Annotated in this window: 18 protein-coding genes; 13 read left to right on the top strand and 5 right to left on the bottom strand. The window is 73.6% G+C overall.

The genetic code is table 11. The features are described from left to right. Positions 1–82: 82 nt before the first annotated feature. From OO54_RS02840 to OO54_RS02830, 3 genes are all read right to left on the bottom strand, one after another. On the bottom strand, positions 83–1636 hold the full coding sequence (locus OO54_RS02840; RefSeq protein WP_033201277.1) for an alpha/beta hydrolase: 1554 nt from the start codon (positions 1634–1636) through the stop codon (positions 83–85). A gap of 113 nt (positions 1637–1749) precedes the next feature. Further along, positions 1750–3321 (bottom strand): alpha/beta hydrolase, encoded by a 1572-nt coding sequence (locus OO54_RS02835; protein WP_033201276.1) that lies wholly within the window; start codon positions 3319–3321, stop codon positions 1750–1752. 71 nt (positions 3322–3392) lie between these two features. Continuing rightward, positions 3393–6029, bottom strand: a complete 2637-nt coding sequence (locus OO54_RS02830) for a lysylphosphatidylglycerol synthase transmembrane domain-containing protein (protein ID WP_033201275.1) — start codon at positions 6027–6029, stop codon at positions 3393–3395. Between the two features lie 156 nt (positions 6030–6185). On the opposite strand from OO54_RS02830, the gene OO54_RS02825 reads away from it, so the two are divergent. From OO54_RS02825 to OO54_RS02790, 8 genes are all read left to right on the top strand, one after another. Next, positions 6186–6602, top strand: a complete 417-nt coding sequence (locus OO54_RS02825; RefSeq protein ID WP_051786667.1) for an MGMT family protein — start codon at positions 6186–6188, stop codon at positions 6600–6602. A 248-nt stretch (positions 6603–6850) separates the two neighbouring features. Then, on the top strand, positions 6851–10321 hold the full coding sequence (locus tag OO54_RS02820; protein WP_033201273.1) for an ATP-dependent helicase: 3471 nt from the start codon (positions 6851–6853) through the stop codon (positions 10319–10321). A gap of 153 nt (positions 10322–10474) precedes the next feature. After that, on the top strand, positions 10475–11242 hold the full coding sequence (locus tag OO54_RS02815) for a hypothetical protein (protein WP_033201272.1): 768 nt from the start codon (positions 10475–10477) through the stop codon (positions 11240–11242). A gap of 89 nt (positions 11243–11331) precedes the next feature. Continuing rightward, positions 11332–12138, top strand: coding sequence for a hypothetical protein (locus OO54_RS02810; protein WP_033201271.1), 807 nt, complete (start codon positions 11332–11334; stop codon positions 12136–12138). Positions 12139–12210: 72 nt separating this feature from the next. Further along, complete coding sequence (locus tag OO54_RS02805; RefSeq protein WP_033201270.1) at positions 12211–15621, top strand: ATP-dependent helicase; 3411 nt, start codon at positions 12211–12213, stop codon at positions 15619–15621. A 10-nt stretch (positions 15622–15631) separates the two neighbouring features. Beyond that, on the top strand, positions 15632–17047 hold the full coding sequence (locus OO54_RS02800) for a dipeptidase (protein WP_033201269.1): 1416 nt from the start codon (positions 15632–15634) through the stop codon (positions 17045–17047). Between the two features lie 35 nt (positions 17048–17082). Next, positions 17083–18030 (top strand): NAD(+) diphosphatase, encoded by a 948-nt coding sequence (gene nudC, locus OO54_RS02795; RefSeq protein WP_033201268.1) that lies wholly within the window; start codon positions 17083–17085, stop codon positions 18028–18030. Between the two features lie 22 nt (positions 18031–18052). Then, on the top strand, positions 18053–18823 hold the full coding sequence (locus tag OO54_RS02790; protein WP_033201267.1) for a class I SAM-dependent methyltransferase: 771 nt from the start codon (positions 18053–18055) through the stop codon (positions 18821–18823). A 111-nt stretch (positions 18824–18934) separates the two neighbouring features. On the opposite strand, the gene OO54_RS02785 is transcribed toward OO54_RS02790, so the two are convergent. Beyond that, positions 18935–19177, bottom strand: coding sequence for a mycoredoxin (locus OO54_RS02785; RefSeq protein WP_033201266.1), 243 nt, complete (start codon positions 19175–19177; stop codon positions 18935–18937). Between the two features lie 147 nt (positions 19178–19324). Between OO54_RS02785 and OO54_RS02780 the strand changes: the two genes are divergently transcribed. From OO54_RS02780 to OO54_RS02760, 5 genes are all read left to right on the top strand, one after another. Beyond that, positions 19325–21505 (top strand): ATP-dependent DNA helicase UvrD2, encoded by a 2181-nt coding sequence (locus tag OO54_RS02780; protein ID WP_167348116.1) that lies wholly within the window; start codon positions 19325–19327, stop codon positions 21503–21505. Between the two features lie 172 nt (positions 21506–21677). Next, a complete protein-coding gene (locus OO54_RS02775) occupies positions 21678–22043 on the top strand; it encodes a hypothetical protein (protein ID WP_033201264.1) in 366 nt (121 codons plus the stop codon). A 172-nt stretch (positions 22044–22215) separates the two neighbouring features. Further along, positions 22216–22584, top strand: a complete 369-nt coding sequence (locus OO54_RS02770; RefSeq protein ID WP_033201263.1) for a WhiB family transcriptional regulator — start codon at positions 22216–22218, stop codon at positions 22582–22584. After that, on the top strand, positions 22581–22904 hold the full coding sequence (locus tag OO54_RS02765; protein ID WP_017239985.1) for a hypothetical protein: 324 nt from the start codon (positions 22581–22583) through the stop codon (positions 22902–22904). Before OO54_RS02770 ends, OO54_RS02765 begins: the two co-directional genes overlap by 4 nt. Before the next feature lie 297 nt (positions 22905–23201). After that, a complete protein-coding gene (locus OO54_RS02760) occupies positions 23202–23384 on the top strand; it encodes a hypothetical protein (protein ID WP_017239986.1) in 183 nt (60 codons plus the stop codon). Positions 23385–23857: 473 nt separating this feature from the next. On the opposite strand, the gene OO54_RS02755 is transcribed toward OO54_RS02760, so the two are convergent. Then, complete coding sequence (locus OO54_RS02755) at positions 23858–25201, bottom strand: ABC1 kinase family protein (RefSeq protein ID WP_033201262.1); 1344 nt, start codon at positions 25199–25201, stop codon at positions 23858–23860. Between the last annotated feature and the right edge of the window lie 30 nt (positions 25202–25231).

Raw genomic sequence — 25231 nt, 5'->3', positions numbered from 1 at the left:
GGCCCCCCGGCCCACGACATCCGGAAGGGCCCGGACCTCACCACGAGGTCCGGGCCCTTCCGGCCGTCCGGTGCCACACTCGCTAGCAGGTCGTGCCGTACGCCGGGACCTTGCCGTCCAGGAGGTACGCGTCGACCTTGCGCGTCACGCACGACGAGGTGCCGTAGGCACCGTGGCCCTCGCCCTTGTTCGTGACCAGGATCCCGACGCCGTCCCCGAGCTCCTTCGCCATCTTCTCCGCGCCCTCGTACGGAGTCGCCGGGTCGCCCGTCGTGCCGACGACCAGGATCGGGGCCGCGCCCGGGGCGCTCGCCTCCGGCGTCCGCCGCTCGCCCGCCACCGGCCACTTCGCGCACCAGCCCGCCGTGTCCCAGGCGAGGAACGCGCCGAAGACGGGGGAGAGCCGGCGGAACTCCGGCAGCAGCGCCTTCGCCTGCGCCGCGGTCGGCCGCTCGCTGGAGTCCGCGCAGGAGATCGCGCGCTGGGAGTGCGACTGGGTGGCGTAACGACCCTGCGCGTCACGGTCGTTGTAGTAGTCGGCGAGGTCGAGCAGGGCGCCGCCGTCACCGCGCTCGGCCTCGTCGAGCGCCTGGGTCAGCAGCGGCCAGTTGGCCTTGCCGTACAGCGTGACCGCGATGCCCGTGAGGGCCAGGCCCTCGGTGAGCCGGCGCCCGCCGACGGGCAGCGGCTCACGGTCCAGCTTCCGCAGCAGGCGCGCGATCCGCTCGGTCCCCGCCCCGGGTTCCTGGCCGGTGCTCTTCAGGTAGTTGTCCAGGGCCCGCTGGAAACCGATCGTCTGGTTGCGGGCGTGCCCGGTGGAGTCGGCCGTCGGGTCGACGACCGCGTCGAGGACGATCCGGCCCACGCGCGCGGGGAACAGGTGCGCGTACGTGCCGCCGAGCTGAGTCCCGTACGAGATGCCGAAGTAGTGGAGCCTGTCGTCCCCCAGGACCTGCCGGATCAGGTCCATGTCGCGGGCGGTGGCGCTGGTCGTGGTGAACGGCAGGACCTTCCCGGAGCGGCGGGCGCAGCCGGCGGCGAAGGCGGCGCCGTCCTCCAGATAGGCGGCCTCTTCGGCGGCCGTGTCCGGGACGAGGTCGACCGACGCCTCGGCGGCTGCCAGTTCGGCGTCGTCCCGGCAGACCACCCCCGCGCTGCGGCCCACGCCCCGCGGGTCGAAGCCGACCAGATCGTAGCGCTCGTTCAGGCTCCCGTACTCCTCCGCCGCCCGCGGCAGGATGTCGACCCCGGAGGCGCCGGGCCCGCCGAAGTCGAAGAGCAGCGACCCGATGCGCTCGCCCTTCCGCCGGGCCTCCTTGCGGATCAGCGCGACCGGGATCGTCTCCCCGCCGGGCTTCGCGTGGTCGAGCGGCACCTTCACCGTGGCGCAGCGCCACTCCGCACCGGGGCGCGGCCCGCCCTCCGGTGCCTCGCAGGACTTCCAGTCGGGGCGCTGGCCGGTGAGGGCGGCGGGCAGCGCGGGGGTCGCGGAGGCGGTGGCCGGGGCCGGGGTCCCGGCGTCGGCGGTGGTCGGCGGGGCCGTCGTCGGGCCGGTCGCGCCGCCCTCCGCGCCCGTGCATCCCGCGACCAGCATCCCCGTCACGGCCAGCACGGTCATGCGTACACGTATGGACATGTGTTCCCCCAGGATCCGGCAAGGCGGCCATCCTAGGGGGCCCGCTCCGGGGCCCCACCCGCGGACGGTCCCGGCGGCGGCCCTCCGTGCAGACGGTCCCGGCGGCGGCCGCCCTACTTGCAGACGGTTCCGGAGGCCGGCACCTTGCCGTCCAGGAGGTAGCCGTCCACCGCCTTCTTCACGCACTTGTCGCCGCTGTTGTAGGCGCCGTGGCCCTCGCCCTCGTACGTCAGCTCCACGCCGACGCCCTTGCCGAGCGCGTTGACCATCGACCGGGCGCCCTCGTACGGCGTCGCCGGGTCGCCGGTGTTGCCGACCACCAGGATCGGCGCCGAGCCGGACGCGGACACGTCCGGGTGCTCCCAGAGTCCGGGCACCGGCCACTGCGAGCAGCTCGCGAGCGCCCATCCCATGAAGTCGCCGAAGACGGGGGAGGCCTCGCGGAACTGCGGGAGCCGCTCCTTCGCCTGGCCGAGGGTGTAGCGCTCCTTGAAGTCGACGCAGTTGATGGCGGCGTTCGCGGCCTGGATGTTGCTGTAGGAGCCGTTCTCGCTCCGCCCGTTCATCGAGTCGGACAGGCTCAGGAGCAGTGCGCCGTCGCCGCCGTCCGCCGCGTCGAGGCCCTGCTCCAGATACGTCCAGTACTCCTTCGAGTACAGCGCCTGCGCGATGCCGTTGGTGGCCTGAGTCTGGGTGAGCTTCCGGTTGCCGATGCCCGGGATCGGCTGCTTGTCCAGCTCAGCCAGGAGGTCGGTGACGAAGGACTCGATCTCGGCGACCGTGGAGCCCGGCAGGGTGCACTCGTCGCCGCGGTCGACGCAGTCCTGGGCGAAGTTGTCCAGGGCGAGCTGGAAGCCCTTCGCCTGGCCGAGGGCGCCGTCCTCGACACCCGCGTCCGGGTCGACGACCGCGTCGAAGACGGCCCGGCCGACGTTCGACGGGAACAGGTGGGCGTACACGCCGCCGAGCTCGGTGCCGTACGAGATGCCGAAGTAGTGGAGCTTCTCGTCGCCGAGCACCTGCCGCATCAGGTCCATGTCCCGGGCCGCGTTCTCGGTCCCGACGTGCGGCAGCGCCGTGCCCGCGTCCTTCTCGCACCCGGTCGCGTACCTCTTCTGCGCGTCCGAGAGGGTCCGCTCCTCGGCCTCGTCGTCGGGCGTGAAGTCCAGGGCGTAGTACGCGTCGAGCTCCTTGTCCGTGGCGCACTCGACCGGATCGCTGCGGCCCACCCCGCGCGGATCGAACGACACCAGGTCGTAGCGGCCCCGCAGGGTCTCGTAGTCGCCGGCGAAGCCCGGCAGGGCCGTGACCCCGGAACCGCCGGGCCCGCCGAAGTTGAAGATGAGCGAGCCGATCCGGCGGGAGGAGTCCTTGGCCCTGGCCCGGATGAGGGCGAGCTCGATGGTCTCGCCCTCCGGCACCGACCAGTCGAGGGGCGTCTGGAGGAAGGAGCACTCCCAGGCAGTGTTGCCCGGGAGCGGGGAGGGCGCCGCCCCGCCGCCCTCGGCGGCCGACGGCGGCGGGCAGGGCGCCCAGGACAGCTTCTGCGACGTCAGCGCCGAGACCCCGGAGCCGCTCGGCTTCGTCGCGTCCGCCGCCCCGTCGCCCCCGTCCGAGCACCCGGCGGCGAGCAGCACGGTGGCGGCGGTGAGCAGAGCGGCGCGCTGGGCGGCGGAGATCGGCATACGCCCATCGTGGGCCGCCGCCCGCCCGCCCGCGCGGGACGGAGGTCCAACCGGGTGCCCCGGCAGGCTTCCTAGAGCGCCTCGCGCTTCGTCAGCCAGTTGAAGCAGAGCCAGCCCGGCAGGACCGGGATCCACAGGGTGAGCAGGCGGTACAGCAGCACCGCCGGGGTGGCGACCTCCAGCGGCAGGCCGCCGACGGTGACCAGACCGAAGGTGAGCGCGCCCTCGACCGCGCCGACACCGCCCGGGGTGGGCGCCGCCGAACCGAGCGCGTTGCCCGCGAGGAAGACGACGGCCACGGTCGCGTAGCTGATCGTCTGGTTCCCGTGGCTGAACGCCCGGATCGAGGCGTCCAGACAGAGGACGAACACGATGGTCAGGAGCAGCATCCCGCCGATGCCCGTCGCCAGCTTCATGGGCCGCTGGAGCACGTCCAGCATGCGCGGCACCACACCGGCGAAGAGCGAGCGCAGCCGCGTCGACACGAACTTGCGCATGAACGGGATCGCCGTCACCACCAGGACGAGCACCGCGACCGTCAGGAGTCCGGCGATGACCGTCCTCGACGGGGTGAAGGACTGCGACTTCTCCGTGCCCGTCAGATAGCCGAAGGACAGCAGGAGCAGGATGTGCGCCCCGAGCCCGAACAGCTGCGAGGCGCCGACGCTCGCCACCGCGAGCCCCGGGCGTACGCCCGCGCGCTGGAGGAAGCGGGTGTTCAGGGCGACACCGCCGACCGCCGCCGGGGCGACGATCTTCACGAACGAGCCGGCGACCTGCGCCACCACCGTCCGCCAGAAGCCGACCCGCTCGGGCACGAAGCCGAGCAGGCTCATCGCCGCCGCCACATAGCTGACCGCCGAGAACAGCACGGCGGCCGCCACCCAGCGCCAGTCCGCCTCGCTGATCGTCGACAGCGGCGTCCGGGCGATCTGCGAGAGCAGGAAGTACGCGGCGACCGCGCCCGCGATGAGGCTGACCAGGGTCCGCGGCTTGATCCGCTCCAGACGGACCGGCTCCACCGGGGCCTGCGGGCGGATCAGCAGCACCTGCTGCCGGATCTGGGCGAGCAGGTCCTCTTCGCGGGCCTCGTCGAGCGCCGTGTCGAGGGCCCGCTTCTCGGCCTTCTTGTCCGCCTTCTTCTCGGCCTTCGTCTCGGCCCGCACGTCCTTCTGGTCCGCCGCGGCCGCCTTGGCGAGCTCCCGCTCGTGCTTGGCCGCCTCGGAGGCCGCGAGCACGGCCTCCCGCTCGCGGCCCGACCGCTCGCGCGCCAGCTTCCGCAGCGTCGCGCGCGTGGAGCGGCTCAGCGCGATCGGCTGGAGCAGCGGCAGACAGTCGGCGACGGTGTCAGGGCCGAGGACGCCGACGGCCGCGGTGACCGCCCGCTCGGCACCGACACGCAGGCCGAGGGTGGTGAGCAGCTGGGCGATGTCCATCCGCAGGATCAGATCGCCCGCCGCGATCTCGCCGCCGCGCAGATCGGTGAGGATCACCTTGCCGGAACGATCCACCAATATCGCGTCGCCCGTCAGCCTGCGGTGCGCGATCCGGCGCGACTGCAGCGCCCGTACCTGCCGCCAGGCGCTGCTGACCAGCTCGTCGGTGATCTCGTCGTCGTCCAGCGAGTCCAGGCTCCGGCCGCCGATGTGCTCGTACACGAGCATCACCGCGTCCGGACCGAGCTCCGAGGTCGCGATCAGCTTCGGCGCGTTCGCCCCGGCGGCGATCGCCGCGTACGCGAGGAGCGCCTCCTGCTCCAGAGCCTGGCGCAGCGACACGATCGACCGGCGGGTGGTGATCGTCCGCAGGGTGATCCGCCGCCACGCCCGGTAGAAGAAGCCGTGCGCCTGCTGCTCCCGGTCGACGACGGTGACGTCCAGCGGCGGCCCGTCCTCCAGCGTCACGATGTACCGGCGTCCGCGGTCCCCGCTGTCGGCCGAGTCCGGCACGCCCTCCGCGCGCAGCGCCGTCACCGGCCGGAAGCCGACCCGGCGAAGGCCGGCGAGGAGCGTCTGCCCGGTGGGCCTGACGTTGGGGCAGCCGACCGCGTACAGCGTGCCGTAGGCCACCGTCCAGCCGATCAGGACGGTCAGGATGATCGACAGGGCGGTGGTGTAGCCGGCCACCAGCATCGTGAACGCGTCGAGCAGCAGCACCACCCACAGCGACACCCGCCAGCGCGGCCTGCGGGCCATGCCGACGGCGGTCATGTACGCGATGACGGGCGCGAGGTAGTTGTGCACCGGGTCGGTGAGGCCGCCGCCGGACTGCGGCTGGGTCAGCGCGTCCTGGATGGTGCCGGGCGCGGCCTGGGCGACCCAGAGGTCGGTGGCGAGGGTGACGCCGTGGGCGAGGACGGCGGCGAGGACGCCGTCCGCGATGCGCAGCCCGTCGCGCTTGATCAGCCGCTCGATGGCGAAGGCGACCGGGACGAGCAGGACGGCGATAGAGGAGACGAGACCGGCGATCTTGACGAAGACGTCGGGAGCGCCGACGGCGCCCTTGTTGATGTCCTGTTCCAGGCCGGAGGTCGTGGCGTGGGCGAACGCCGCGATGGCGATGACGAGCCCGATGGCGAGCAGCCCGACGAGCAGCCGCATCAGATCGGAGGGCCGGTGGACGCGGGCGGCGAGCAGCGGCTCGTCCCCGGACACCCGCTCGGGCACGTCGGCCTCGCCCTCCTCAGGAGGCTGCCTGTCCTGCCCCATCACCCTGTCCGTCTCTTCGTGCGCTTCTCGTCGATCACGTTCTTTTTCTTGTACTTGTCGCTCTTGATCTCGTATCACCAGTCACCGCCCGGACGATGGTGGCACGAAGAGCCGCCACGCGGAGGCATCAGGGCCATGTCGGTGGGGTGAGGCAGGATGGGGCGGATGAGCATGGAGGAACCCGTGGGGGAGACCGGAGAACTGCCCGAGTACGCGGAGCGGGTGCTCGACGTCGCCGACGGGATCCCGCCCGGCCGGGTCATGACCTACGGCGACGTGGCCGAGTGGCTGGGCGAGGGCGGGCCGCGACAGGTGGGCCGGGTGATGGCCCTCTACGGAGGTTCCGCACCGTGGTGGCGGGTCGTCCGTGCGGACGGCGCCCTCCTCCCCGGTCACGAGCTGCGGGCCCTCGGCCACTACCGCGACGAGGGCACCCCGCTGCGCGCGGCCGGCCCCGCTGCCGAGGGACACGTACCCCGGATCGACATGCGACGGGCCCGCTGGGACGGCAGCCCGGATCCCGCACCGGGTGCCGACCCGGAGACCGGCGGGGGTGCCGGAACTCACACCTGAGGGCGCGGCCCCGGAAGGCACGGGCGGGACGGCCCCGCAGGGGTGGACGCCGTCGGGAGTACGGCTCGCGGGCGGTCCGCTTCGCGTAACGTCGACGTGCGCGACTCGCGGGGCGGCCGCACGGCCGACTCCCGGGACGACTCGTGGGGCGGCCTGCCGGCCGGCGTCCGAGGCGCCCCCCGAGGCGGTGGCCACGGCACACGGCCGCCTCACCCGCACCACCACACCCACCAGGACCGGCGATCCACGTGAGCACCTCCTCCACCACCCGGCGTACGCCGCCGCACCAGGGACAGCCGTACCCGGGTTCGGGCCGGCAGCGGACCCCGGGCGCGTACCGACTGGTGCGCACCACGCCGGCCCCGCAGGATCCCCCTCAGCTGGACGCAGCCCAGCGGCACGTGGTTGACCACCGCGGCGGACCGCTTCTCGTCCTCGCCGGACCCGGCACCGGCAAGACGACGACGTTGGTCGAGGCCGTCGCCGCCCGCATGGAAGCCGGCGCCGACCCCGAACGCCTCCTCGTCCTCACCTTCAGCCGCAAGGCCGCCGTCGAACTCCGCGACCGCATGGCCGCCCGGCTCGGCGGCCGTCGCCCGCCCCAGGCGACCACCTTCCACTCCTACTGTTACGCGCTGATCCGCGCCCACCAGGACGCCGAACTCTTCGCCGAACCCCTCCGGCTGCTCTCCGGCCCCGAGCAGGACCTCGCCGTCCGCGAGCTGCTCGCCGGCCAGATCGACCTGGAGAAGACCGGCCTCGGGCGGGTCCGCTGGCCCGACGAACTGCGCGCCTGCCTCACCACCCGCGGCTTCGCCGACGAGGTGCGGGCCGTCCTCGCACGCTCCCGCGAACTCGGCCTCGGCCCCGACGCCCTCGCCCGCTTCGCGGACCGGGTCGGCCGCCCCGACTGGAAGGCAGCCGCGGGCTTCCTCGCCGAGTACCTCGACGTCCTCGACCTCCAGGGCGTCCTCGACTACACGGAGCTCGTCCACCGGGCCGTCCCGCTCGCCGCGAGCGTCACCCTGCCCGCCTACGACGCCGTGTACGTCGACGAATACCAGGACACCGACCCGGCGCAGGTCCGCCTCCTGCACGCGCTCGCGGGCGGCGGCCGCGGCGACGTCGTCGCCTTCGGCGACCCCGACCAGTCCATCTACGCCTTCCGCGGTGCCGACGTGAACGGCATCCTCGACTTCCCCGCCGCCTTCGGCGGCGCCCCCGTCCGCGTCCTCCGCACCTCCCGCCGCTCCGGCGCCCGGCTCCTCGACGCGACCCGGCAGCTCGCCCAGCGGATGCCGATGCCCCGGCTCCCCGCCGACAAGGTCCGCGCCCACCGCGACCTCGCACCCGTCCGGGACGGCGGCCGGGCGGAGGCGTACACCTACCCCACCGCCTCCGCGGAGGCCGAGAACATCGCCGACCTCCTCCGCCGCGCCCACCTCGAGGACGGCGTCCCCTGGCAGGACATGGCCGTCCTCACCCGCGCCGCCGTCGCCCTCCCCTCCCTCCGCCGCGCCCTCACCTCCGCCGGCGTCCCCGTCGAGACCGACACCGCCGACACCCCCCTCCGCCACGAGCCCGCCGTCGCCCCGCTGCTCCTCGCCCTCCGCGCGGTCTCCTCCGAGCGGGGCGCGGGCATGCGTTCCGCAGGGGCGGAACGGGTGGGCACGACCGACGACGGCGCCGCACCCGCCCCGGACGGCGAGCCGCGGGACGCCGTGCCCGCGCGGGACGCCGCGCCCGCGCAGGACGCCTCGGCCGAGGACGCCGAGGGCCCGGCGCCCGCCGGAACCGACGCCGCCGAGGCGGGGACCCCGGGCGCCCCCGGCGCCGACGCCACCGGCCGGCTCCCGGTGGAGACCGCCCTGGAACTCCTCGCGTCACCCCTCGCGGGTGTCGACCCGGCGGATCTGCGGAGGCTCGGCCGTGCCCTCCGCGACGAGGAACGCGCCGCCGGCAACAAGGTCCCGCCCCCCTCCGACGTCCTCCTCGCCCGCGCCCTCGCCGAACCCGAGCGCCTCGCCGCCCACGACCCGGCCTACGCCCGCGGCGCCAAGCGGCTCGGCGACCTGCTCCAGGAGACCCGTGCGCTGCTCGACGCCGGCGGCACCGCCGAGGAGGCCCTCTGGGTGCTCTGGAACGGCACCCCCTGGCCCGGCCGCCTGGAGCGCGCCGCCCTCCGCGGCGGCCCCGCCGGGCGCAACGCCGACCGTGACCTCGACGCCGTCTGCGCCCTCTTCGAGACGGCCGCCCGCGCCGAGGAACGCGTCGGCGGCCGCGGCGTCCTCAACTTCCTGGAGGAGCTCGACGCCCAGGACATCGCCGCGGACACCCTCACCCGCCGCCACACCCGGCCGGACGCCGTCCGCCTCATGACCGCCCACCGTTCCAAGGGCCTCGAATGGGGCCTCGTCGTCGTCGCCGGCCTGCAGGACGGCCTCTGGCCGGACCTGCGCAGGCGCGGCTCCCTCCTGGAGGCGGACCGCATCGGCCGCGACGGCCTCGCCGAACCCCTCACCCCTGGCGCCCTCCTCGCCGAGGAACGCCGCCTCTTCTACGTGGCCGCCACGCGCGCGCGTGACCGGCTCGTCGTCACCGCGGTGAAGGCCGCCGCCGAGGACGGCGACCAGCCGTCCCGCTTCCTCGCCGAGCTCGGCGCCGAACCGAAGGACGTCCCCGGCCGCCCCCGCCGCCCCCTCGCCGTCTCCGCCCTGGTCGCCGAGCTGCGCGCCACCACCGTCGACCCGGACGCCTCGCCCGCCCTCCGCGACGCGGCGGCCCAGCGGCTCGCCTCCCTCGCCTCGCTCGCCGACGACGAGGGGCAGCCGCTCGTCCCGGCCGCGCACCCGGACCGCTGGTGGGGCCTGTTCGAGCCGACGCGCGGCCCCGAGCCGCTGCGCGAGCGCGACCGGCCCGTGGCGCTCTCGCCGAGCTCCCTGGAGAACCTGGTCGGCACCTGCTCCCTCCAGTGGTTCCTGGGCCGTGAGGTCAAGGCCGCGGCGCCGGCCACCGCCGCCCAGGGCTTCGGCAACGTCGTCCACGTGCTCGCCGACGAGGTCGCCACCGGCCGCACCCCCGCCGACCTCGACGTCCTCATGGCCCGCCTCGACTCCGTCTGGGACGCCCTCGCCTTCGACGCGCCCTGGAAGTCGGCGCAGGAGAAGGGCAACGCGCGCGCGGCCCTCGAACGCTTCCTGAGCTGGCACGTCATGGACCGCGGCGGCCGCACCCCCGCCGCCTCCGAGCACGGCTTCGACGTCACCCTGGAGGCGGGGGAGTACGAGGTCCGCATCCGCGGCTCCATGGACCGCGTCGAGACCGACGAGCACGGGCGCGCGTACGTCGTCGACTTCAAGACCGGCAAGTCGGCCCCCACCCGCGACGAGGTCGCCCACCACCCGCAGCTCGCCGTCTACCAGCTCGCGGTCCGGGAAGGCGCCCTCGACGAGGTCTTCGACGGGCGGCGCCCCGAACCCGGCGGCGCCGAACTCGTCCAGCTGCGGCAGGGCGCCCCGCAGAAGGAGGGCGGGGACGCCCTGCCGAAGGTGCAGGCCCAGCAGCCCCTGGCGGGGGAGTGGGTCGGCGAGCTGCTCGCCACCGCGGCCGGCCGGGTCCTCGACGAACGGTTCACCCCGAGCACCGGCCAGCACTGCACGACCTGCGCCTTCCGGGCCTCGTGCAGCGCCCGGCCGGAAGGCCGCCAGGTCGTCGACTGACACCCTCCCGGTGCTTTGTGCGGAGCGTCACGTTCCTCTCCGTGCATCCATTGTTCAGCCTCACCCGTCAATGTCTTCGCGACTCCGCGTAAAGGCGTCGTGAAGACAAGCTGTGAAAACCGCCGTCCGGGACGGCTGTGAGGAGAACGCGCAATGAGGGCCAACAGGAAGCTCTGGGCTGCGGCGACGGTCTGCGTGGCCGTGATCGCGGGTGCCACCGGCTGTTCCAAGGGCGAGGACAAGGCCGCCGACCCGTTCGCGGGACTCACCGCCGACGCCATCGCCGACAAGGCGGTCGAGACCACCAAGGGCGCCACCGCCTTCCGCATGCACGGCACCGGCAAGACCGACGGCGAGGAGATGACCGTCGAGTTCTCCGTCGACGACAAGGGCAACTGCCAGGGCACGATGAAGGCCCCCAAGGGCGGCAGCGCCGAGATCGTCGGCACCGGCGGCACCAGCTACATGAAGGGCGACGACGCCTTCTGGAAGTCCAGCGGCGGCGAGGAGGGCGCCTCCGCTGAGGAGTCCGACTCCATGTCCGCGCTCCTCAAGGGCCGCTGGCTGAAGATGCCGAACGAGAGCGGCGCGGGCGAGGGCGGCGCCGGCGCGTTCTGCGACCTCAAGCAGATCGTCAAGGACATGGACGAGGAGACGCCGCGCAAGGGCATGACCCGCGAGGCCGACGCCGACGTCGACGGCAAGCCCGCCGCCGTGCTCAGCAAGAAGGACAAGGCCGAGACCACGACCTTCTACGTCGCCAAGGACGCAGCCAAGCCGTACATCCTCCGCGTCGTGACCACCGGCGGCGACGACCCGGGCACCGTCGACCTCGGCGACTTCGACAAGCCCGTCACCGTCACCGTCCCGCCGGCCGACCAGACCGTGGACATGGCGGAGCTCATGAAGGGCGCCTCCTGACGCACCGGCCCGCACCCCAGGAGTAGCGGGCACGCGAGCGCGGGGCGACCCTGGTGAGACGGCCCGGGGGAATCAGCGAGGAGGCTCGCATGACGTCCCACTCCCACCGAAAGCTCCGCGCCGCGGCCGTCGTCTGCGCGGTCGCCGTCGTCGCGGGTCCCGCGCCGGCGGCGGCCTGGGCGACCGCCGGCGGCCCGCCGAGCGCCGCCGCCGTCGCCCCCTCGCCCGACCCCTTCGCCGGAGTCCCCGCCGACGAGATCGGCGACCGGGCCGTCACCGCGACGCAGTCCGCGACCTCGCTCCGCATGACCGGCCGGGTCGTCACGGACGGACAGCCCGTCGACGTCGACTTCGCCGTCGACGACCAGGAGCAGTGCACCGGCCGGATGCGGATCCAGGGCGGCACCGCCGAACTCCGCAAGAGCGACGACATCACGTACCTGAAGGGCGACGAGGCCTTCTGGCGGGCGTCCCTGACCTCCCAGGACATGCCCGAACCGCAGATCGACGCCACGATCGAACTGCTCAAGGGCCGCTGGCTGAAGATCGCCCCCGGCCAGGCCGGCAGCGACGACCTCGGCGGCGTCTGCGACCTCAAGTCGCTCCTCGCCGACCTCGGCGAGGACGACGGGGAACCCCGCGGACTGACCCGCGGACCGGACGCCGAGGTCGACGGCACCCCCGTCGCCACCCTGGTGAAGAAGGAGGGCGACGAGACCACCACCGTGTCCGTCTCCCAGGAGGGCAAGCCGTACATCCGGAAGATGGTCAGCACGGGTGGCGACGAACCCGGCTCGGTAGTCCTCTCCGACTACGACAAGCCGGTCGAGGTGAAGGTCCCGCCCGCCGACGAGACGGTGGACCTGTCGCGGCTCGACCAGGGCACGTCCGCCTGACCGTCCGCGAGAACCCCCAGGTGGGAACGGTCCGGGGCCGGAATGTCAGCCGGCCCCGTTAGCCTCTTCGGGATGACCGCACGCATCACCGACCCCGAGCAGCTCAAGGAGCTCCTCGGCATCCCGTTCACCCCGGAGCAGACGGCCTGCATCACCGCGCCGCTCGCCCCGCACGTCGTCGTGGCCGGAGCCGGCTCCGGCAAGACGACGGTGATGGCCGCCCGGGTGGTATGGCTGGTCGGCACGGGCCAGGTCGCCCCCGAGCAGGTCCTCGGCCTCACCTTCACGAACAAGGCCGCCGGCGAACTCGCCGAGCGCGTCCGCACCGCCCTCGTCCGCGCCGGCGTCACCGACCCCGACGTCATCGACCCCGACGACCCCCCGGGCGAACCCCGCATCTCCACGTACCACGCCTTCGCCGGACAGCTCCTCACCGACCACGGCCTGCGCATCGGCCTCGAGCCCACCTCCCGGCTCCTCGCCGACGCCACCCGCTACCAGCTCGCCGCACGCGTGCTCCGCGAGGCCCCCGGCCCGTACCCCGCCCTCACCCGGTCCTTCCCGACCCTCATCACCGACCTCCTCGCCCTCGACGCCGAGCTCGCCGAGCACCTCGTACGGCCCGAGACGCTCCACGCGTACGACTCCGAGCTGCTCACCGCCCTCGCCGGCGCCAGGCTCAGCAACGCCGAGCTCCGCAAGATCCCCGAGGCCTCCGCCGCCCGCCGCGAGCTCCTCGACCTCGTCGTCCGCTACCGCGCCGCCAAGCGCTCCCGCGACCTCCTCGACTTCGGCGACCAGATCGCCCGCTCCGCCGAGCTCGCCACCACCCGGCCCGAGGTCGGCGAGATCCTGCGCGAGGAGTTCCGGGTCGTCCTCCTCGACGAGTACCAGGACACCTCCGTCGCCCAGCGGCTCCTCCTCTCCGGACTCTTCGGCCAGGGCGCCGCGGGCCGGCCCACCGGGCACGCCGTCACCGCCGTCGGCGACCCCTGCCAGGCCATCTACGGCTGGCGCGGCGCCTCCGTCGCCAACCTGGACGACTTCCCCGAGCACTTCCCGCACGCCGACGGCCGCCCCGCCGACCGCTACTCCCTCTCCGAGAACCGGCGCAGCGGCGGCCGCCTCCTCGCACTCGCCAACGGCCTCGCCGCACCCCTGCGCGCCATGCACGCGGGCGTGGAGGCACTGCGGCCCGCACCGGGAGCCGAGCGGGACGGCAGCGTGCGCATCGCGCTGCTCCCCACCCACGCCGAGGAGATCGACTGGCTGGCCGACTCCCTCGCCCACCTCGTCCGCACCGGCCGCGAGCCCGGCGAGATCGCCGTCCTGTGCCGGACGGCCACCGACTTCCCCGCCATCCACGCGGCCCTCGTCGCCCGCGACGTCCCCGTCGAGGTCGTCGGCCTCTCCGGCCTCCTCCACCTGCCCGAGATCGCCGACCTCATCGCCGTCTGCGAGGTCCTCCAGGACCCCGGGGCCAACGCCGCCCTGGTCCGCCTCCTCACCGGCCCCCGCTGGCGCATCGGACCCCGCGACCTCGCCCTCCTCGGCCGCCGCGCCCGCCTCCTGGTCCACCGGGGCGGCGACGAACCCGACGCCGAGCAGCGACTCGCCGCCGCCGTCGAAGGCGTGGACCCGGCCGAGGTCGTCTCCCTCGCCGACGCCCTCGACACCTTCCTCGGCTCCGGCGGCGCCGACGACGACGGCCTCGCCTTCTCCGCCGAGGCCCGGGTCCGCTTCGCGCGCCTCGCCACCGAGCTGCGCTCCCTGCGCACATCGCTCGCCGACCCCCTCATGGACGTCCTGCACCGGGTCCTCGCCGCCACCGGCCTCGAGGTCGAACTGTCCGCCTCCCCGCACGCGCTGGCCGCCCGCCGCCGCGAGACCCTCGGACAGTTCCTCGACGTCGCCGCCGGCTTCGCCTCCCTCGACGGCGAGGCCAGCCTGCTCGCCTTCCTCGGCTTCCTGCGCACCGCCGTCCAGTTCGAGAAGGGCCTCGACAGCGCACTCCCCGGCGGCGACAACACCGTCAAGGTCCTCACCGCCCACAAGTCCAAGGGCCTCGAATGGGACGTCGTCGCCGTCCCCGGCCTGGTCACCGGCCAGTTCCCCAGCACCCGCGCCCGCGAGTCCTGGACCTCCCAGCCCCAGGTCCTCCCGCACGCCCTGCGCGGCGACGCCCCCACGCTGCCGCGGATCGACACCTGGGACGCCAAGTCCCTCACCGCCTTCAAGAACGAGATGCGGGACCACCAGCACACCGAGGAGCTCCGCCTCGGCTACGTCACCTTCACCCGCCCCCGCTCCCTCCTCCTCGGCTCCGCCCACTGGTGGGGCCCCTCCCAGAAGAAGCCCCGCGGCCCCTCGGACTTCCTCCAGGCCCTGTACGACCACTGCGCCCTCGGCAACGGCGACATCGAATCCTGGGCCGACGAACCGGAGAAGGACGCCGAGAACCCGTCCCTCACGGACGCGGACGGCGATCAGGCATGGCCGCTGCCGCTGGACGAGGAGGCGCTGCGGAGGCGCAGGGACGCGGCGAAGGCCGTGACGACCCGGCTGTGGGCCATCGTTCCGCAGGACGGAACGGGCGGGCACAACCCCCCGCGCACGGCACCCGGCCCCCAGGACCCGCACCCGGAGGACCCCTGGCCCGACGAGGAGGAGCCCGTCTGGGACGAAGAGGCCCTCCCCGAGGACACCCACGCGGACGCGATCCCGGCCCCGAGGGAGCCGGAGGCCCCGTCCCCGGAGCCGTACGCGGAACTCACCCCCGAGGACGCCAGAACCATCGCCTCCTGGGACCGCGACCTCACCTCCCTCACCACCGAACTCCGCCGCGCCCGCGCCACCACCCGCGACGTCCTCCTCCCGGCGTACCTCTCCGCCTCCCAGGTCCTCCGCCTCGCCGAGGACCCGGACGGCTTCGCCCAGGAACTGGCACGCCCGATGCCGAAGCCCCCGCAGCCGGCCGCGCGCCGGGGCACCCGCTTCCACGCGTGGGTGGAGTCCCGCTTCGAGGAGCTGCCGCTGCCGTTCCTCGGCCCGGAGGACCTCCCCGGCGGCGAGGACTTCGCGGGCGAGCCCGAGATCCTCGACGAGCGGGACCTCGACGAGCTGAAGGAGGCCTTCGCCCGTACCCCGTACGGGCACCGCACCCCGTACCGCGTCGAGGTCCCCGTGCACCTCTCGCTCGGCGGCCGGGTCGTCCGGGGCAGGATCGACGCCGTCTACCGGGACCCGGACACCGGCGCGTACGAGATCGTCGACTGGAAGACCAGCCGGCACCGCACCGCCGACCCGCTGCAGCTCGCGCTGTACCGGCTCGCGTGGGCCGAGCAGCACGGCCTCCCGCCCGAGGAGGTGGCCGCCGCCTTCGTGTACGTCCGTACGGGTGAGGTGGCCCGTCCCGCCCGTCTGCCGGGCCGGGCCGAGCTGGAGGCCATCCTGCTGGGTGGGGCACCCCCGGACGCCGGATAGGCTCGGAGACATGAGCGAGACCCCGGACAGCGCCGTCCACGCCGTACGCACGTACATCGACCAGCACCGTGCCGCCTTCCTCGACGACCTCGCCGAGTGGCTGCGCATCCCGTCGGTGTCGGCACAGCCGAACCGGGCCGGTGACGTCCGGCGCAGCGCCGAGTGGCTCGCCGCCAAGCTCGGCGAGACCGGATTCACCACCGTCGAGGTGTGGGAGACGGACGGCGCCCCGGCGGTCTTCGCCGAGTGGCCCTCCGAGGACCCGGACGCCCCGACCGTCCTCGTCTACGGCCACCACGACGTCCAGCCCGCGGCCCGTGAGGACGGCTGGCACACCGACCCCTTCGAGCCGACCGTGGTGGACGGCCGGATGTACGCGCGCGGGGCGGCCGACGACAAGGGCCAGGTGTTCTTCCACACGCTCGGCGTCCGCGCCCACCTCGCCGTCACCGGCCGCACGACGCCCGCCGTCAACCTGAAGCTGCTCGTCGAGGGCGAGGAGGAGTCCGGCTCCCCGCACTTCCGCGCCCTGGTCGAGGAGCGGGCCGAACGCCTCGCCGCCGACGCCGTGATCGTCTCCGACACCGGCATGTGGTCCGAGACGACCCCCACCGTGTGCACCGGCATGCGCGGGGTCGCCGACTGCGAGATCGAGCTGTACGGCCCCGACCAGGACATCCACTCCGGTTCCTTCGGCGGCGCCGTCCCGAACCCGGCCACCGTCGCGGGCCGGATCGTCGCCGCCCTCCACGACGAGCACGAGCACGTGGCGATCCCCGGCTTCTACGACGGGGTCACCGAGCTCTCCGACGCCGAGCGGGCCCTCGTCGCCGAGCTGCCCTTCGACGAGGCGGCCTGGCTGCGGACCGCCAAGTCCCACGGCACCCTCGGCGAGGCCGGCTTCTCCACCCTGGAGCGCGTCTGGGCCCGCCCCACCGCCGAGGTCAACGGCATCGGAGGCGGCTACCAGGGCCCCGGCGGCAAGACGATCGTCCCCGCCTCCGCCCAGCTCAAGCTGTCGTTCCGGCTGGTCGCCGGCCAGGACCCGGCCAAGATCGAGCTCACCGTACGGGACTGGCTCGCCGGACTCGTCCCGGCAGGCATCCGGTACGAGATCGTCTTCGGCGCCCCGACCCGACCCTGCCTCACCCCCCTCGGGCACCCCGCGCTCAAGGCGGTCGCCGGGGCCATGAGCCGGGCCTTCGACGGCGCCGAGGTCCGCTACACCCGTGAGGGCGGCTCCGGACCGGCCGCCGACCTCCAGGACGTCCTGGACGCACCCGTCCTGTTCCTCGGCATCTCCGTCCCGTCCGACGGCTGGCACGCCCCCAACGAGAAGATCGAGCTCGATCTCCTCATGAAGGGCGTCGAGACGACCGCGCACCTGTGGGGCGACCTGCCCGCCGCCCTCGTCGCCGAGCGCTGAACCCACACACCGATCCGGGGGAGTTGGAAGCACCTGTGAGCACCTTGAACAACGCGTCCGCGGACCGCCCGATCTCGCTCACCGCCCCGAGCGGCATCGACCGGGCCGCCCACCACCGCCTCGACGAGGCATGGCTCGCGGCGGCCTGGAGCCACCCGACGACCCGGGTCTTCGTGGTCTCCGGCGGCCAGGTGCTGATCGACGACCGGCCCGACGGCACGACCGAGCTCGTCATGACCCCGGCGTTCGAGGCGCCCGTCACCGAGACCCACCGCTACTTCCTGGGCACGGACGCCGACGGCGTCTCCTACTTCGCCCTCCAGAAGGACTCCCTGCCGGGCCGCATGGACCAGTCGGCCCGCCCCGCCGGACTGCGCGAGGCCGGGCTGCTGCTGTCGGACCGGGACGCGGGCCTCATGGTGCACGCCGTCGCCCTGGAGAACTGGCAGCGCCTCCACCGCTTCTGCTCGCGCTGCGGCGAGCGGACGGTCATCGCCGCCGCCGGGCACGTCCGCCGCTGTCAGGCCTGCGGCGCCGAGCACTACCCGCGCACCGACCCCGCGGTGATCATGCTCGTCACCGACGACCAGGACCGTGCCCTGCTCGGCCGCCAGGTCCACTGGCCCGAGGGGCGCTTCTCCACCCTCGCCGGCTTCGTCGAGCCCGGCGAGTCCATCGAGCAGGCGGTCGTCCGCGAGGTCTTCGAGGAGGCCGGCGTCACGATCGGCGAGGTCGAGTACATCGCCAGCCAGCCCTGGCCGTTCCCGTCCAGCCTCATGCTGGGCTTCTTCGCCCGCGCCACCTCCTCGGAGATCGACGTGGACGGCGAGGAGATACACGAGGCCCGCTGGTTCTCCCGCGACGACCTGACCGCCGCCTTCGAGTCGGGCGAGGTGGTGCCCCCGTACGGCATCTCGATCGCCTCCCGACTGGTCGAGCGCTGGTACGGCAAGCCGCTGCCCAAGCCCGGTGACGTGGTCTGACGGCTCTGGCACGATGCCGGACATGACGCGGGACAGGGCGCACGACGACGAGCGGCTCGCGGGCGCCTACCAGCGGGGCAACGAGATGCCCGAGGAGTCGCTCCGTGACTGGACCCGGCTGGTCGGCTCCTTCGCGGACCGGCCGGCCCCCGCGATCGTGGAGGTCGGCGCGGGCACCGGCATGTTCTGCGCCGCGGCGGCCCGCTGGCTCGCGCCTTCGTCCGTCGTCGGGGTCGACCCCTCCGCGGCGATGCTCGCCGAGGCCGCGCGCCACCACGCCCACCCCCGGGTGCACTACGTGCGCGGCGCCGCCGAGGCCCTGCCCGTGCGCTCCGGCACCTTCGACCTCGCGCTGCTGTCCCGGGTGATCCACCACCTGCCCGACCGTCCCCGTGCGGCCCGCGAACTGGCCCGGGTCCTGCGGCCCGGGGGAGCGGCGGTCGTCCGTACGACCTTCCGGGAGCGCCTGGACGCGCTGGTCTACGACTACTGGCCGCGGCTGCGCGAGCTCGACCGGGAGCGCTTCCCCTCGGCGGACGACGTCCTCGGGGACTTCACCGCCGCCGGTTTCACCGTGCTGAAGGTCACGTCCTTCGCCCGCCCGGTCGCCGAGGACCTGCGGACCTACCACGCGCGGCTGATCACCCGCCCCCAGTCCAAGTTCGGCCACCTCACCCCCGAGGAGTTCGAGGACGGGCTGCACCACCTGGCGGCCGACGCCCGCCGCGAACTCGCCACCGGTCCGGTCCCCGTCGACGAGCGCTACGACCTGGTGGTCGTCACCGCCCCCTGACCGCCGGGCCCCGCCTTCCGGACCATGCCGGGCCGCGGGGCCGTGGGACGACGAACCCCCGGCCGGACGGTTCGCCGGTCGGGGGTTCGGATGCGCTGCGGGCAGCCGTGCTCAGGCGCCGATCTTCTGCTTGACCTGCGCGAGCGAGGGGTTCGTCAGCGTCGAGCCGTCCGGGAAGAGGACGGTCGGGACGGTCTGGTTGCCACCGTTGGCCTTCTCGACGAACGCGGCCGAGTCAGGGTCCAGCTCGATGTTGATCTCGGTGTACGCGATGCCCTCGCGGTCCATCTGGCTCTTCAGCCGACGGCAGTAGCCGCACCACTCGGTGCTGTACATCGTCACAGTGCCCTGCATGGCGAGGCGCTCCTCTTGTTCGCTGACGGGTGCCGAGAAGGAGAACGTACGCCCCGACCGCCCCATTCCCGGAATTCGTATGACCGGAGCCACCCGCCTGTGGACAGTGCTCCGCACCGACCCCGCCGAACCTGGCAGCATGGCGGAGTGACAGCAGCAACGCACTCCACTCTCTTCCCGCAGGTCCCGGAGACGGCCGACGCGGTGCTCGACGGGCTCGACCCCGAGCAGCGCGAGGTCGCGCTGGCCCTGAACGGTCCGGTGTGCGTCCTCGCGGGCGCCGGCACGGGCAAGACGCGGGCCATCACGCACCGGATCGCGTACGGGGTGCGGGCGGGCATACTCCAGCCCGCCAGTGTGCTGGCCGTCACGTTCACCAACCGGGCCGCGGGCGAGATGCGCGGCCGGCTCCGGCAGCTCGGCGCCGGCGGCGTCCAGGCCCGCACCTTCCACTCCGCGGCCCTCCGCCAGCTCCAGTTCTTCTGGCCGAAAGCGGTCGGTGGCGACCTGCCCCGGCTCCTGGAGCGGAAGGTCCAGCTCGTCGCCGAGGCCGCGGCCCGCTGCCGCGTCCGCCTCGACAGGAACGAGCTCAGGGACGTCACCGGCGAGATCGAATGGGCCAAGGTCACCCAGACGGTCCCCGCCGACTACCCGGCCGTCGTCGCCAAATCCGTCCGGGACGCTCCCCGCGACCCGGCCGAGATTGGCCAGATCTATGCCATGTACGAGCAGCTGAAGCGCGACCGCTCGGTGATCGACTTCGAGGACGTGCTGCTGCTCACCGTCGGCATCCTCCAGGACCGGCACGACATCGCCGACCAGATCCGCCGCCAGTACCAGCACTTCGTCGTCGACGAGTACCAGGACGTCTCCCCGCTCCAGCAGCGCCTGCTCGACCTCTGGCTCGGCGACCGAGACAACCTCTGCGTCGTCGGCGACGCCAGCCAGACCATCTACTCCTTCACCGGCGCCACCCCCGACCACCTGCTGAACTTCCGCACCCGCCACCCGGGAGCCACGGTCGTCAAACTGGTCCGCGACTACCGCTCCACCCCCCAGGTCGTCCACCTCGCCAACGGCCTGCTCGGCCAGGCCCGCGGCCGGGCCGCCGAGCACCGCCTGGAGCTGATCTCCCAGCGCGGCCCCGGCCCCGAGCCGGCCTACACGGAGTACGCCGACGAGCCGGCCGAGGCCGAGGGCACCGCCCGCCGCATCCGCGACCTCATCGCCGCCGGCGTACCGGCCGGCGAGATCGCCGTCCTCTACCGGATCAACGCCCAGTCCGAGGTGTACGAGCAGGCCCTCGCCGACGCCGGAGTGCCCTACCAGCTCCGCGGCGCCGAGCGCTTCTTCGAGCGCCAGGAAGTACGGGAAGCGGGCGTCGCCCTGCGCGGCGCGGCCCGCGCCGGGGGCAACGACCCCCTCCTCGACGACGCCGAGGACCTGCCCGCCCAGGTCAGGGCCGTCCTGTCCACCAAGGGCTGGACCACCCAGCCGCCCGCGGGCTCCGGCGCCGCACGCGACCGCTGGGAGTCGCTGGCCGCCCTCGTCCGGCTCGCCGAGGACTTCGCCCGCGCCAAGCCCGGCGCCACCCTCTCCGACCTGGTCGCCGAGCTCGACGAACGGGCCGCCGCCCAGCACGCCCCCACCGTCCAGGGCGTCACCCTCGCCTCGCTCCACGCGGCGAAGGGCCTCGAATGGGACGCCGTCTTCCTCGTCGGCCTCACCGAGGGCATGATGCCGATCACCTACGCCAAGACCGACGAGCAGGTCGAGGAGGAACGCCGCCTGCTGTACGTCGGCGTCACCCGCGCCCGGCTCCACCTCACGCTCTCCTGGGCGCTCTCCCGCTCCCCGGGCGGCCGCGCCTCCCGGCGCCCCAGCCACTTCCTCAAGGGGCTGCGCCCCGGCTCGGGACAGCTCGGCTCCTCGTCGGCCGCCAGGACCGGCGGCATCGAGCGGGGCGCCGGCCCTGGCGGCCGGCGCAAGGTGCGCGGCCCCGTGCTCTGCCGGGTCTGCGGCGCGACGCTCACCGAAGCGGGCGCGATGAAGCTCATGCGCTGCGAGGACTGCCCTTCGGACATGGACGAGGCGCTGTACGAGCGACTGCGCGACTGGCGCGCCGAGCAGGCGCGGGAGCTGGCCCAGCCCGCGTACTGCGTCTTCACCGACAAGACGCTCATGGCCATCGCCGAGCGGGTCCCGACCACCGACGGGGAGCTCTCCTCGATCTCCGGCGTCGGCGTCCGCAAGCTGGACCGCTTCGGAGCCGACGTCCTGGCCATCTGCGCAGGTGGGGAGGGAGGAGCGGGCGACGACGAGCTCTGAGGAAAACTCGTCGAAAAAATAGTTTGCGCCTGCCCCGTCAAGCCCCATAGGTTCTTAACCACGGAAACAGCGGCTTCTTCGAAGCCCTGTCTTCGTGTTGTACTTGTCCAAATACATACGAGGGTCCGGCTCGCACCCGAGCCCTCCGAGACGCCGAGAGGAGGCGATTCCAGTGATCAGCAGCACCGTTCAGACCAGCAACGCCAGCTTCGTCAGCACCGCCGCCATCTTCGGCACGGCCAAAATGACCGATCGCTCGGTCGTCTCCGCCTGCACGCTCGGCTTCTCCACCCCGGCTCTCATTGGCACCGGTCTGCCCGTCGCCGCCCTGCCCGCCACCGGTCTTTCCGGTCTCGGCATGGTCGCCGTCGAGCGGCGCAATGAGCGACCGACCAAGGCACTGGGAGCAGTAGCAGCAGGCAAGGCCAAGGCGTATGGCTTTGCGGCGACCGGTGCCGGCACGCAGCAGCAGACGACGATGCACCACCACACGATGTGGGCCTTCCGTGGGCTCGAACCCTGGAGCGATCCAGTCTGATCCAGCATCAGACCGGCGCCTTCAGGGCCGCGGAACCCCACCCGGGATCCGCGGCCCTTCTGTTTGTCCCCGAACGGGGATGACGGAGCGAAGGGGCCTCGGGACAGAAACACCCGGTACCAGCCGAAAACCCGGCCAACAGGCCGGAACGACCAGACGAGGAAAGACCACCGTGCAACTCGAAGCGCACGCCCCGTCCGTACCGAATTCCGATTCGATCCCCCTGCCCGGCCTCACGGAGGACCCCGCTTTGACCCCCCTCACCGCGCTCACTGCGCTCGACGACGCCATCGAGAACCTCGGCGTACCGGTTCCCTGTCGCGCCTATGACCCCGAGGTCTTCTTCGCGGAGTCCCCGGCCGACGTCGAGTACGCGAAGTCCCTCTGCCAGACCTGTCCGCTGGTCGCCGCCTGCCTGGCCGGCGCCAAGGAGCGGCGCGAGCCCTGGGGCGTCTGGGGTGGCGAGCTCTTCGTCCAGGGCGTGGTCGTGGCCCGCAAGCGGCCCCGTGGCCGTCCGCGCAAGAACCCGGTCGCGGCATGAGCGCCACCGGAACCATCGACCGCCCTCTCACGCACGATCCCCAGAAGCAGGCCCCGATGACCTCGTCCGCAGGTGAGCCGTTCGGCTCCGCTACCCCAGTCTTCTCCCCCGCCGCCGCGCACACCGCGCGTCAGAACAGGACCCGTGAAATGCAACTCATCCCAGAAGCCCTGGCCCGTGCCCATATGCACGAGCGCCATCGCGAGGCCGACGCGGAACGCCAGGCCGTGCGCCTGGTCGCCGCTCGGCGCATGCAGCGCCGCGCCGAGCGCGTGTCGCTCCGCGCCCGTCGCGCGCTCGCCATGGCCGTCATGCACTGACGGTGCCGTACCGGTGAGCCCGCCTCACCTCCCCGCGGGGGCCGATCCAACCGGACCGGCCCCCGCGGCCGTTCCCCCGAACCGGCCCCCACGGCTGTTCCAACCGGGCCGGTCCCCGCGGCCGTTCAACCGGGCCGGTCCCGGCGGCCGTTCCCTCCTTCCCGGCCCGCCGGCCGACGCGTCCCTCACGGCTCCTGGCCCCGGCCGGGCTGCCGCTGGGTCCGCCCCGGGCCGGCCCGCCCGGCCGACGCGGTGCGTTGGCTGCACGGCGGCCGTGCGCCGGGCTATCGTCGCCGGGTGAACGACGCACGTGTCCCCGAGGAGCCCGTCTCCTGTGCCCGCTGTGGCAGGACCGCCGATCCTCTCCCCGTGACCTGGACCTGCTCCGTCGAGAACGGTCGCCGCGAGTACATCTGCGATGAATGCGCCCGTGACAACCTCCGCGCCATCGAAGCCCGCCTCAACCCCAACTGGTGGTAACCCACCCCACCGCGCGCCGCGCCCCCTCCGTTGTGGGCCTGCGCCCGCCCCGGCCGCGGGCCCGCGCCCCTCGCGTTGTGGGCCGCGCCCCGCCCCCGCGTTGTGGGCAGTCGTTCCGCTGGGGCGGAACGGGTGGGCACGACGGACGGCGCCCCGTGCCGGGCCCAGGCTTCCGCGCCTGAACCCGCGCCCTTTGCGCGACGCCGTACCGGTGCGGGTCAGGGCAACAGGGGCGGAGGCGCCGCCAAGGGCGCCGTCCCGTGTGCCCACCCGTCCCGCCCCAGCGGGACGATTGCCCACACGGGGGTGGGCGGTGGGCGGGGGCCCGCACGGGGCGGGGGCGAAGGCCCACACGGGGGTGCGGCGGGCGCAGGCCCACGCGGCGGGGGCAGCGACGTCCGCACGGGCGTAGGCCACACGGCAGCGGGCGCAAGGAGCAGGCGGGGGTTGGGGCCTGTCCGGCGGATGAGGCCCTAGGTGGGGGGTTGGAAGCCGGGGAGCCAGTGGTGGAGTTCGTCGCGGAGCCGAACCGTCGCGTTGAGCTGGCACAGCACCCCGATGGTGCTCAGCGTCACACGGTGTATCAGCAGGTAGGAGGGCGGAAGGTTGAGCTGCTTGCCGAGCTGGTGGGCGGGGGAGCGAGGGTCGGCGACGCGCGCGGCCTGCGCCCGCATCCAGCCCCGGCTGAACTCGAACGCCTCCACCTCGGCCGGCTCGATGATCGGCAGCAGGTAGGCGAGGACCGCGTCCGGATCGAGGGTGACGGACTCCTTGACGAAGCCCTCCGCGCGCAGCAGCTCGTAGACCGTCTCGGCGTCACCGGCGAGTGTCATCCGCAGACACGTGCCGATCGTCTCCGGGAGCCCGCCGGGCAACCGGTCGACGGTGCCGAAGTCGAGGACCCCGAGGCGCCAGGTCTCCGGGTCGTCGTCCTCTGCGGCGCCGGGCAGCAGCCGGAAGTTCCCGGGGTGGGGGTCGGCGTGCAGCAGTCCGGTGCGGGCGGGGCCGGAGAAGAGGAAGCGGGCGAGGAGCTGACCGGCCCGGTTCCGCTGGGCCTCCGTGCCGTCCGCGATCACCTCGGCGAGCGGGATGCCGTCCATCCATTCGGTGACGAGGATCTGCTCGGCCCGGTGCACCACGGCGGGCACCACCACGTCGGGGTCGTCGGCGAACTCCTCCGCGTGCTTCTGCTGGGCCTCCGCCTCCAGGGCGTAGTCCAGCTCCTCGGAGACCCGGTCCCGCATCTCCGTGATGAGCGGTTTGATGTCCATCCCCGGGACCAGCGGGCCGAGGAGCCGGGCGAAGCGGCTCAGTTGCGCCAGGTCCGAGAGCAGTGCCTCGCCGGCGCCCGGGTACTGGACCTTGACCGCGACCTCGCGCCCGTCGTGCCACACGGCCCGGTGCACCTGGCCGATGGAGGCGGCCGCCGCCGGCTTGTCCTCGAACTCCAGGAAAAGCTCCCGCCACTCCGCGCCGAGCCGCTCCTCCAGGACGGCGTGCACTGTGCGGGTCGGCATGGGCGGCGCGGCGTCCTGAAGCTTCGTCAGCGCGGCGCGGTAGGGCCCGGCCACCTCTTCCGGGAGGGCCGACTCGAAGACGGACAGCGCCTGCCCGAACTTCATGGCCCCGCCCTTGAGCTCGCCGAGCACCTTGAACAACTGCTCGGCCGTGCGCTGCTGGAGCTCGCGGGCGACGATCTCCGCCGATCTCCCGCCGATCCGCTTGCCCAGGCCCCAGGTGGCCCGGCCCGCGAAGCCCAGGGGCAACGCGGCCAACTTGGCGGTCCGGGTGACCGCCTTCCGGGGAAGATCAGACATACGCCCCTCCAAAACCCAGACTGCCGTGCC

Origin of the sequence: Streptomyces wedmorensis (assembly GCF_000716445.1) — a bacterium.
In the GTDB taxonomy this organism is placed as follows: Bacteria; Actinomycetota; Actinomycetes; order Streptomycetales; family Streptomycetaceae; genus Streptomyces; species Streptomyces wedmorensis.
The sequence above is the reverse complement of the archived record's forward strand: the minus strand, read 5'-3'. Positions and strand labels throughout refer to the sequence as shown.

Bases quoted from the DNA above. Each gene is read 5' to 3' on its own strand.
- OO54_RS02840 (WP_033201277.1), bottom strand. From the start codon at position 1,636: ATGTCCATACGTGTACGCATGACCGTGCTGGCCGTGACGGGGATGCTG.
- OO54_RS02835 (WP_033201276.1), bottom strand. From the start codon at position 3,321: ATGCCGATCTCCGCCGCCCAGCGCGCCGCTCTGCTCACCGCCGCCACC.
- OO54_RS02830 (WP_033201275.1), bottom strand. From the start codon at position 6,029: ATGGGGCAGGACAGGCAGCCTCCTGAGGAGGGCGAGGCCGACGTGCCC.
- OO54_RS02825 (WP_051786667.1), top strand. From the start codon at position 6,186: ATGGGGCGGATGAGCATGGAGGAACCCGTGGGGGAGACCGGAGAACTG.
- OO54_RS02815 (WP_033201272.1), top strand. From the start codon at position 10,475: ATGAGGGCCAACAGGAAGCTCTGGGCTGCGGCGACGGTCTGCGTGGCC.
- OO54_RS02810 (WP_033201271.1), top strand. From the start codon at position 11,332: ATGACGTCCCACTCCCACCGAAAGCTCCGCGCCGCGGCCGTCGTCTGC.
- OO54_RS02805 (WP_033201270.1), top strand. From the start codon at position 12,211: ATGACCGCACGCATCACCGACCCCGAGCAGCTCAAGGAGCTCCTCGGC.
- OO54_RS02800 (WP_033201269.1), top strand. From the start codon at position 15,632: ATGAGCGAGACCCCGGACAGCGCCGTCCACGCCGTACGCACGTACATC.
- OO54_RS02790 (WP_033201267.1), top strand. From the start codon at position 18,053: ATGACGCGGGACAGGGCGCACGACGACGAGCGGCTCGCGGGCGCCTAC.
- OO54_RS02785 (WP_033201266.1), bottom strand. From the start codon at position 19,177: ATGCAGGGCACTGTGACGATGTACAGCACCGAGTGGTGCGGCTACTGC.
- OO54_RS02765 (WP_017239985.1), top strand. From the start codon at position 22,581: ATGAGCGCCACCGGAACCATCGACCGCCCTCTCACGCACGATCCCCAG.
- OO54_RS02755 (WP_033201262.1), bottom strand. From the start codon at position 25,201: ATGTCTGATCTTCCCCGGAAGGCGGTCACCCGGACCGCCAAGTTGGCC.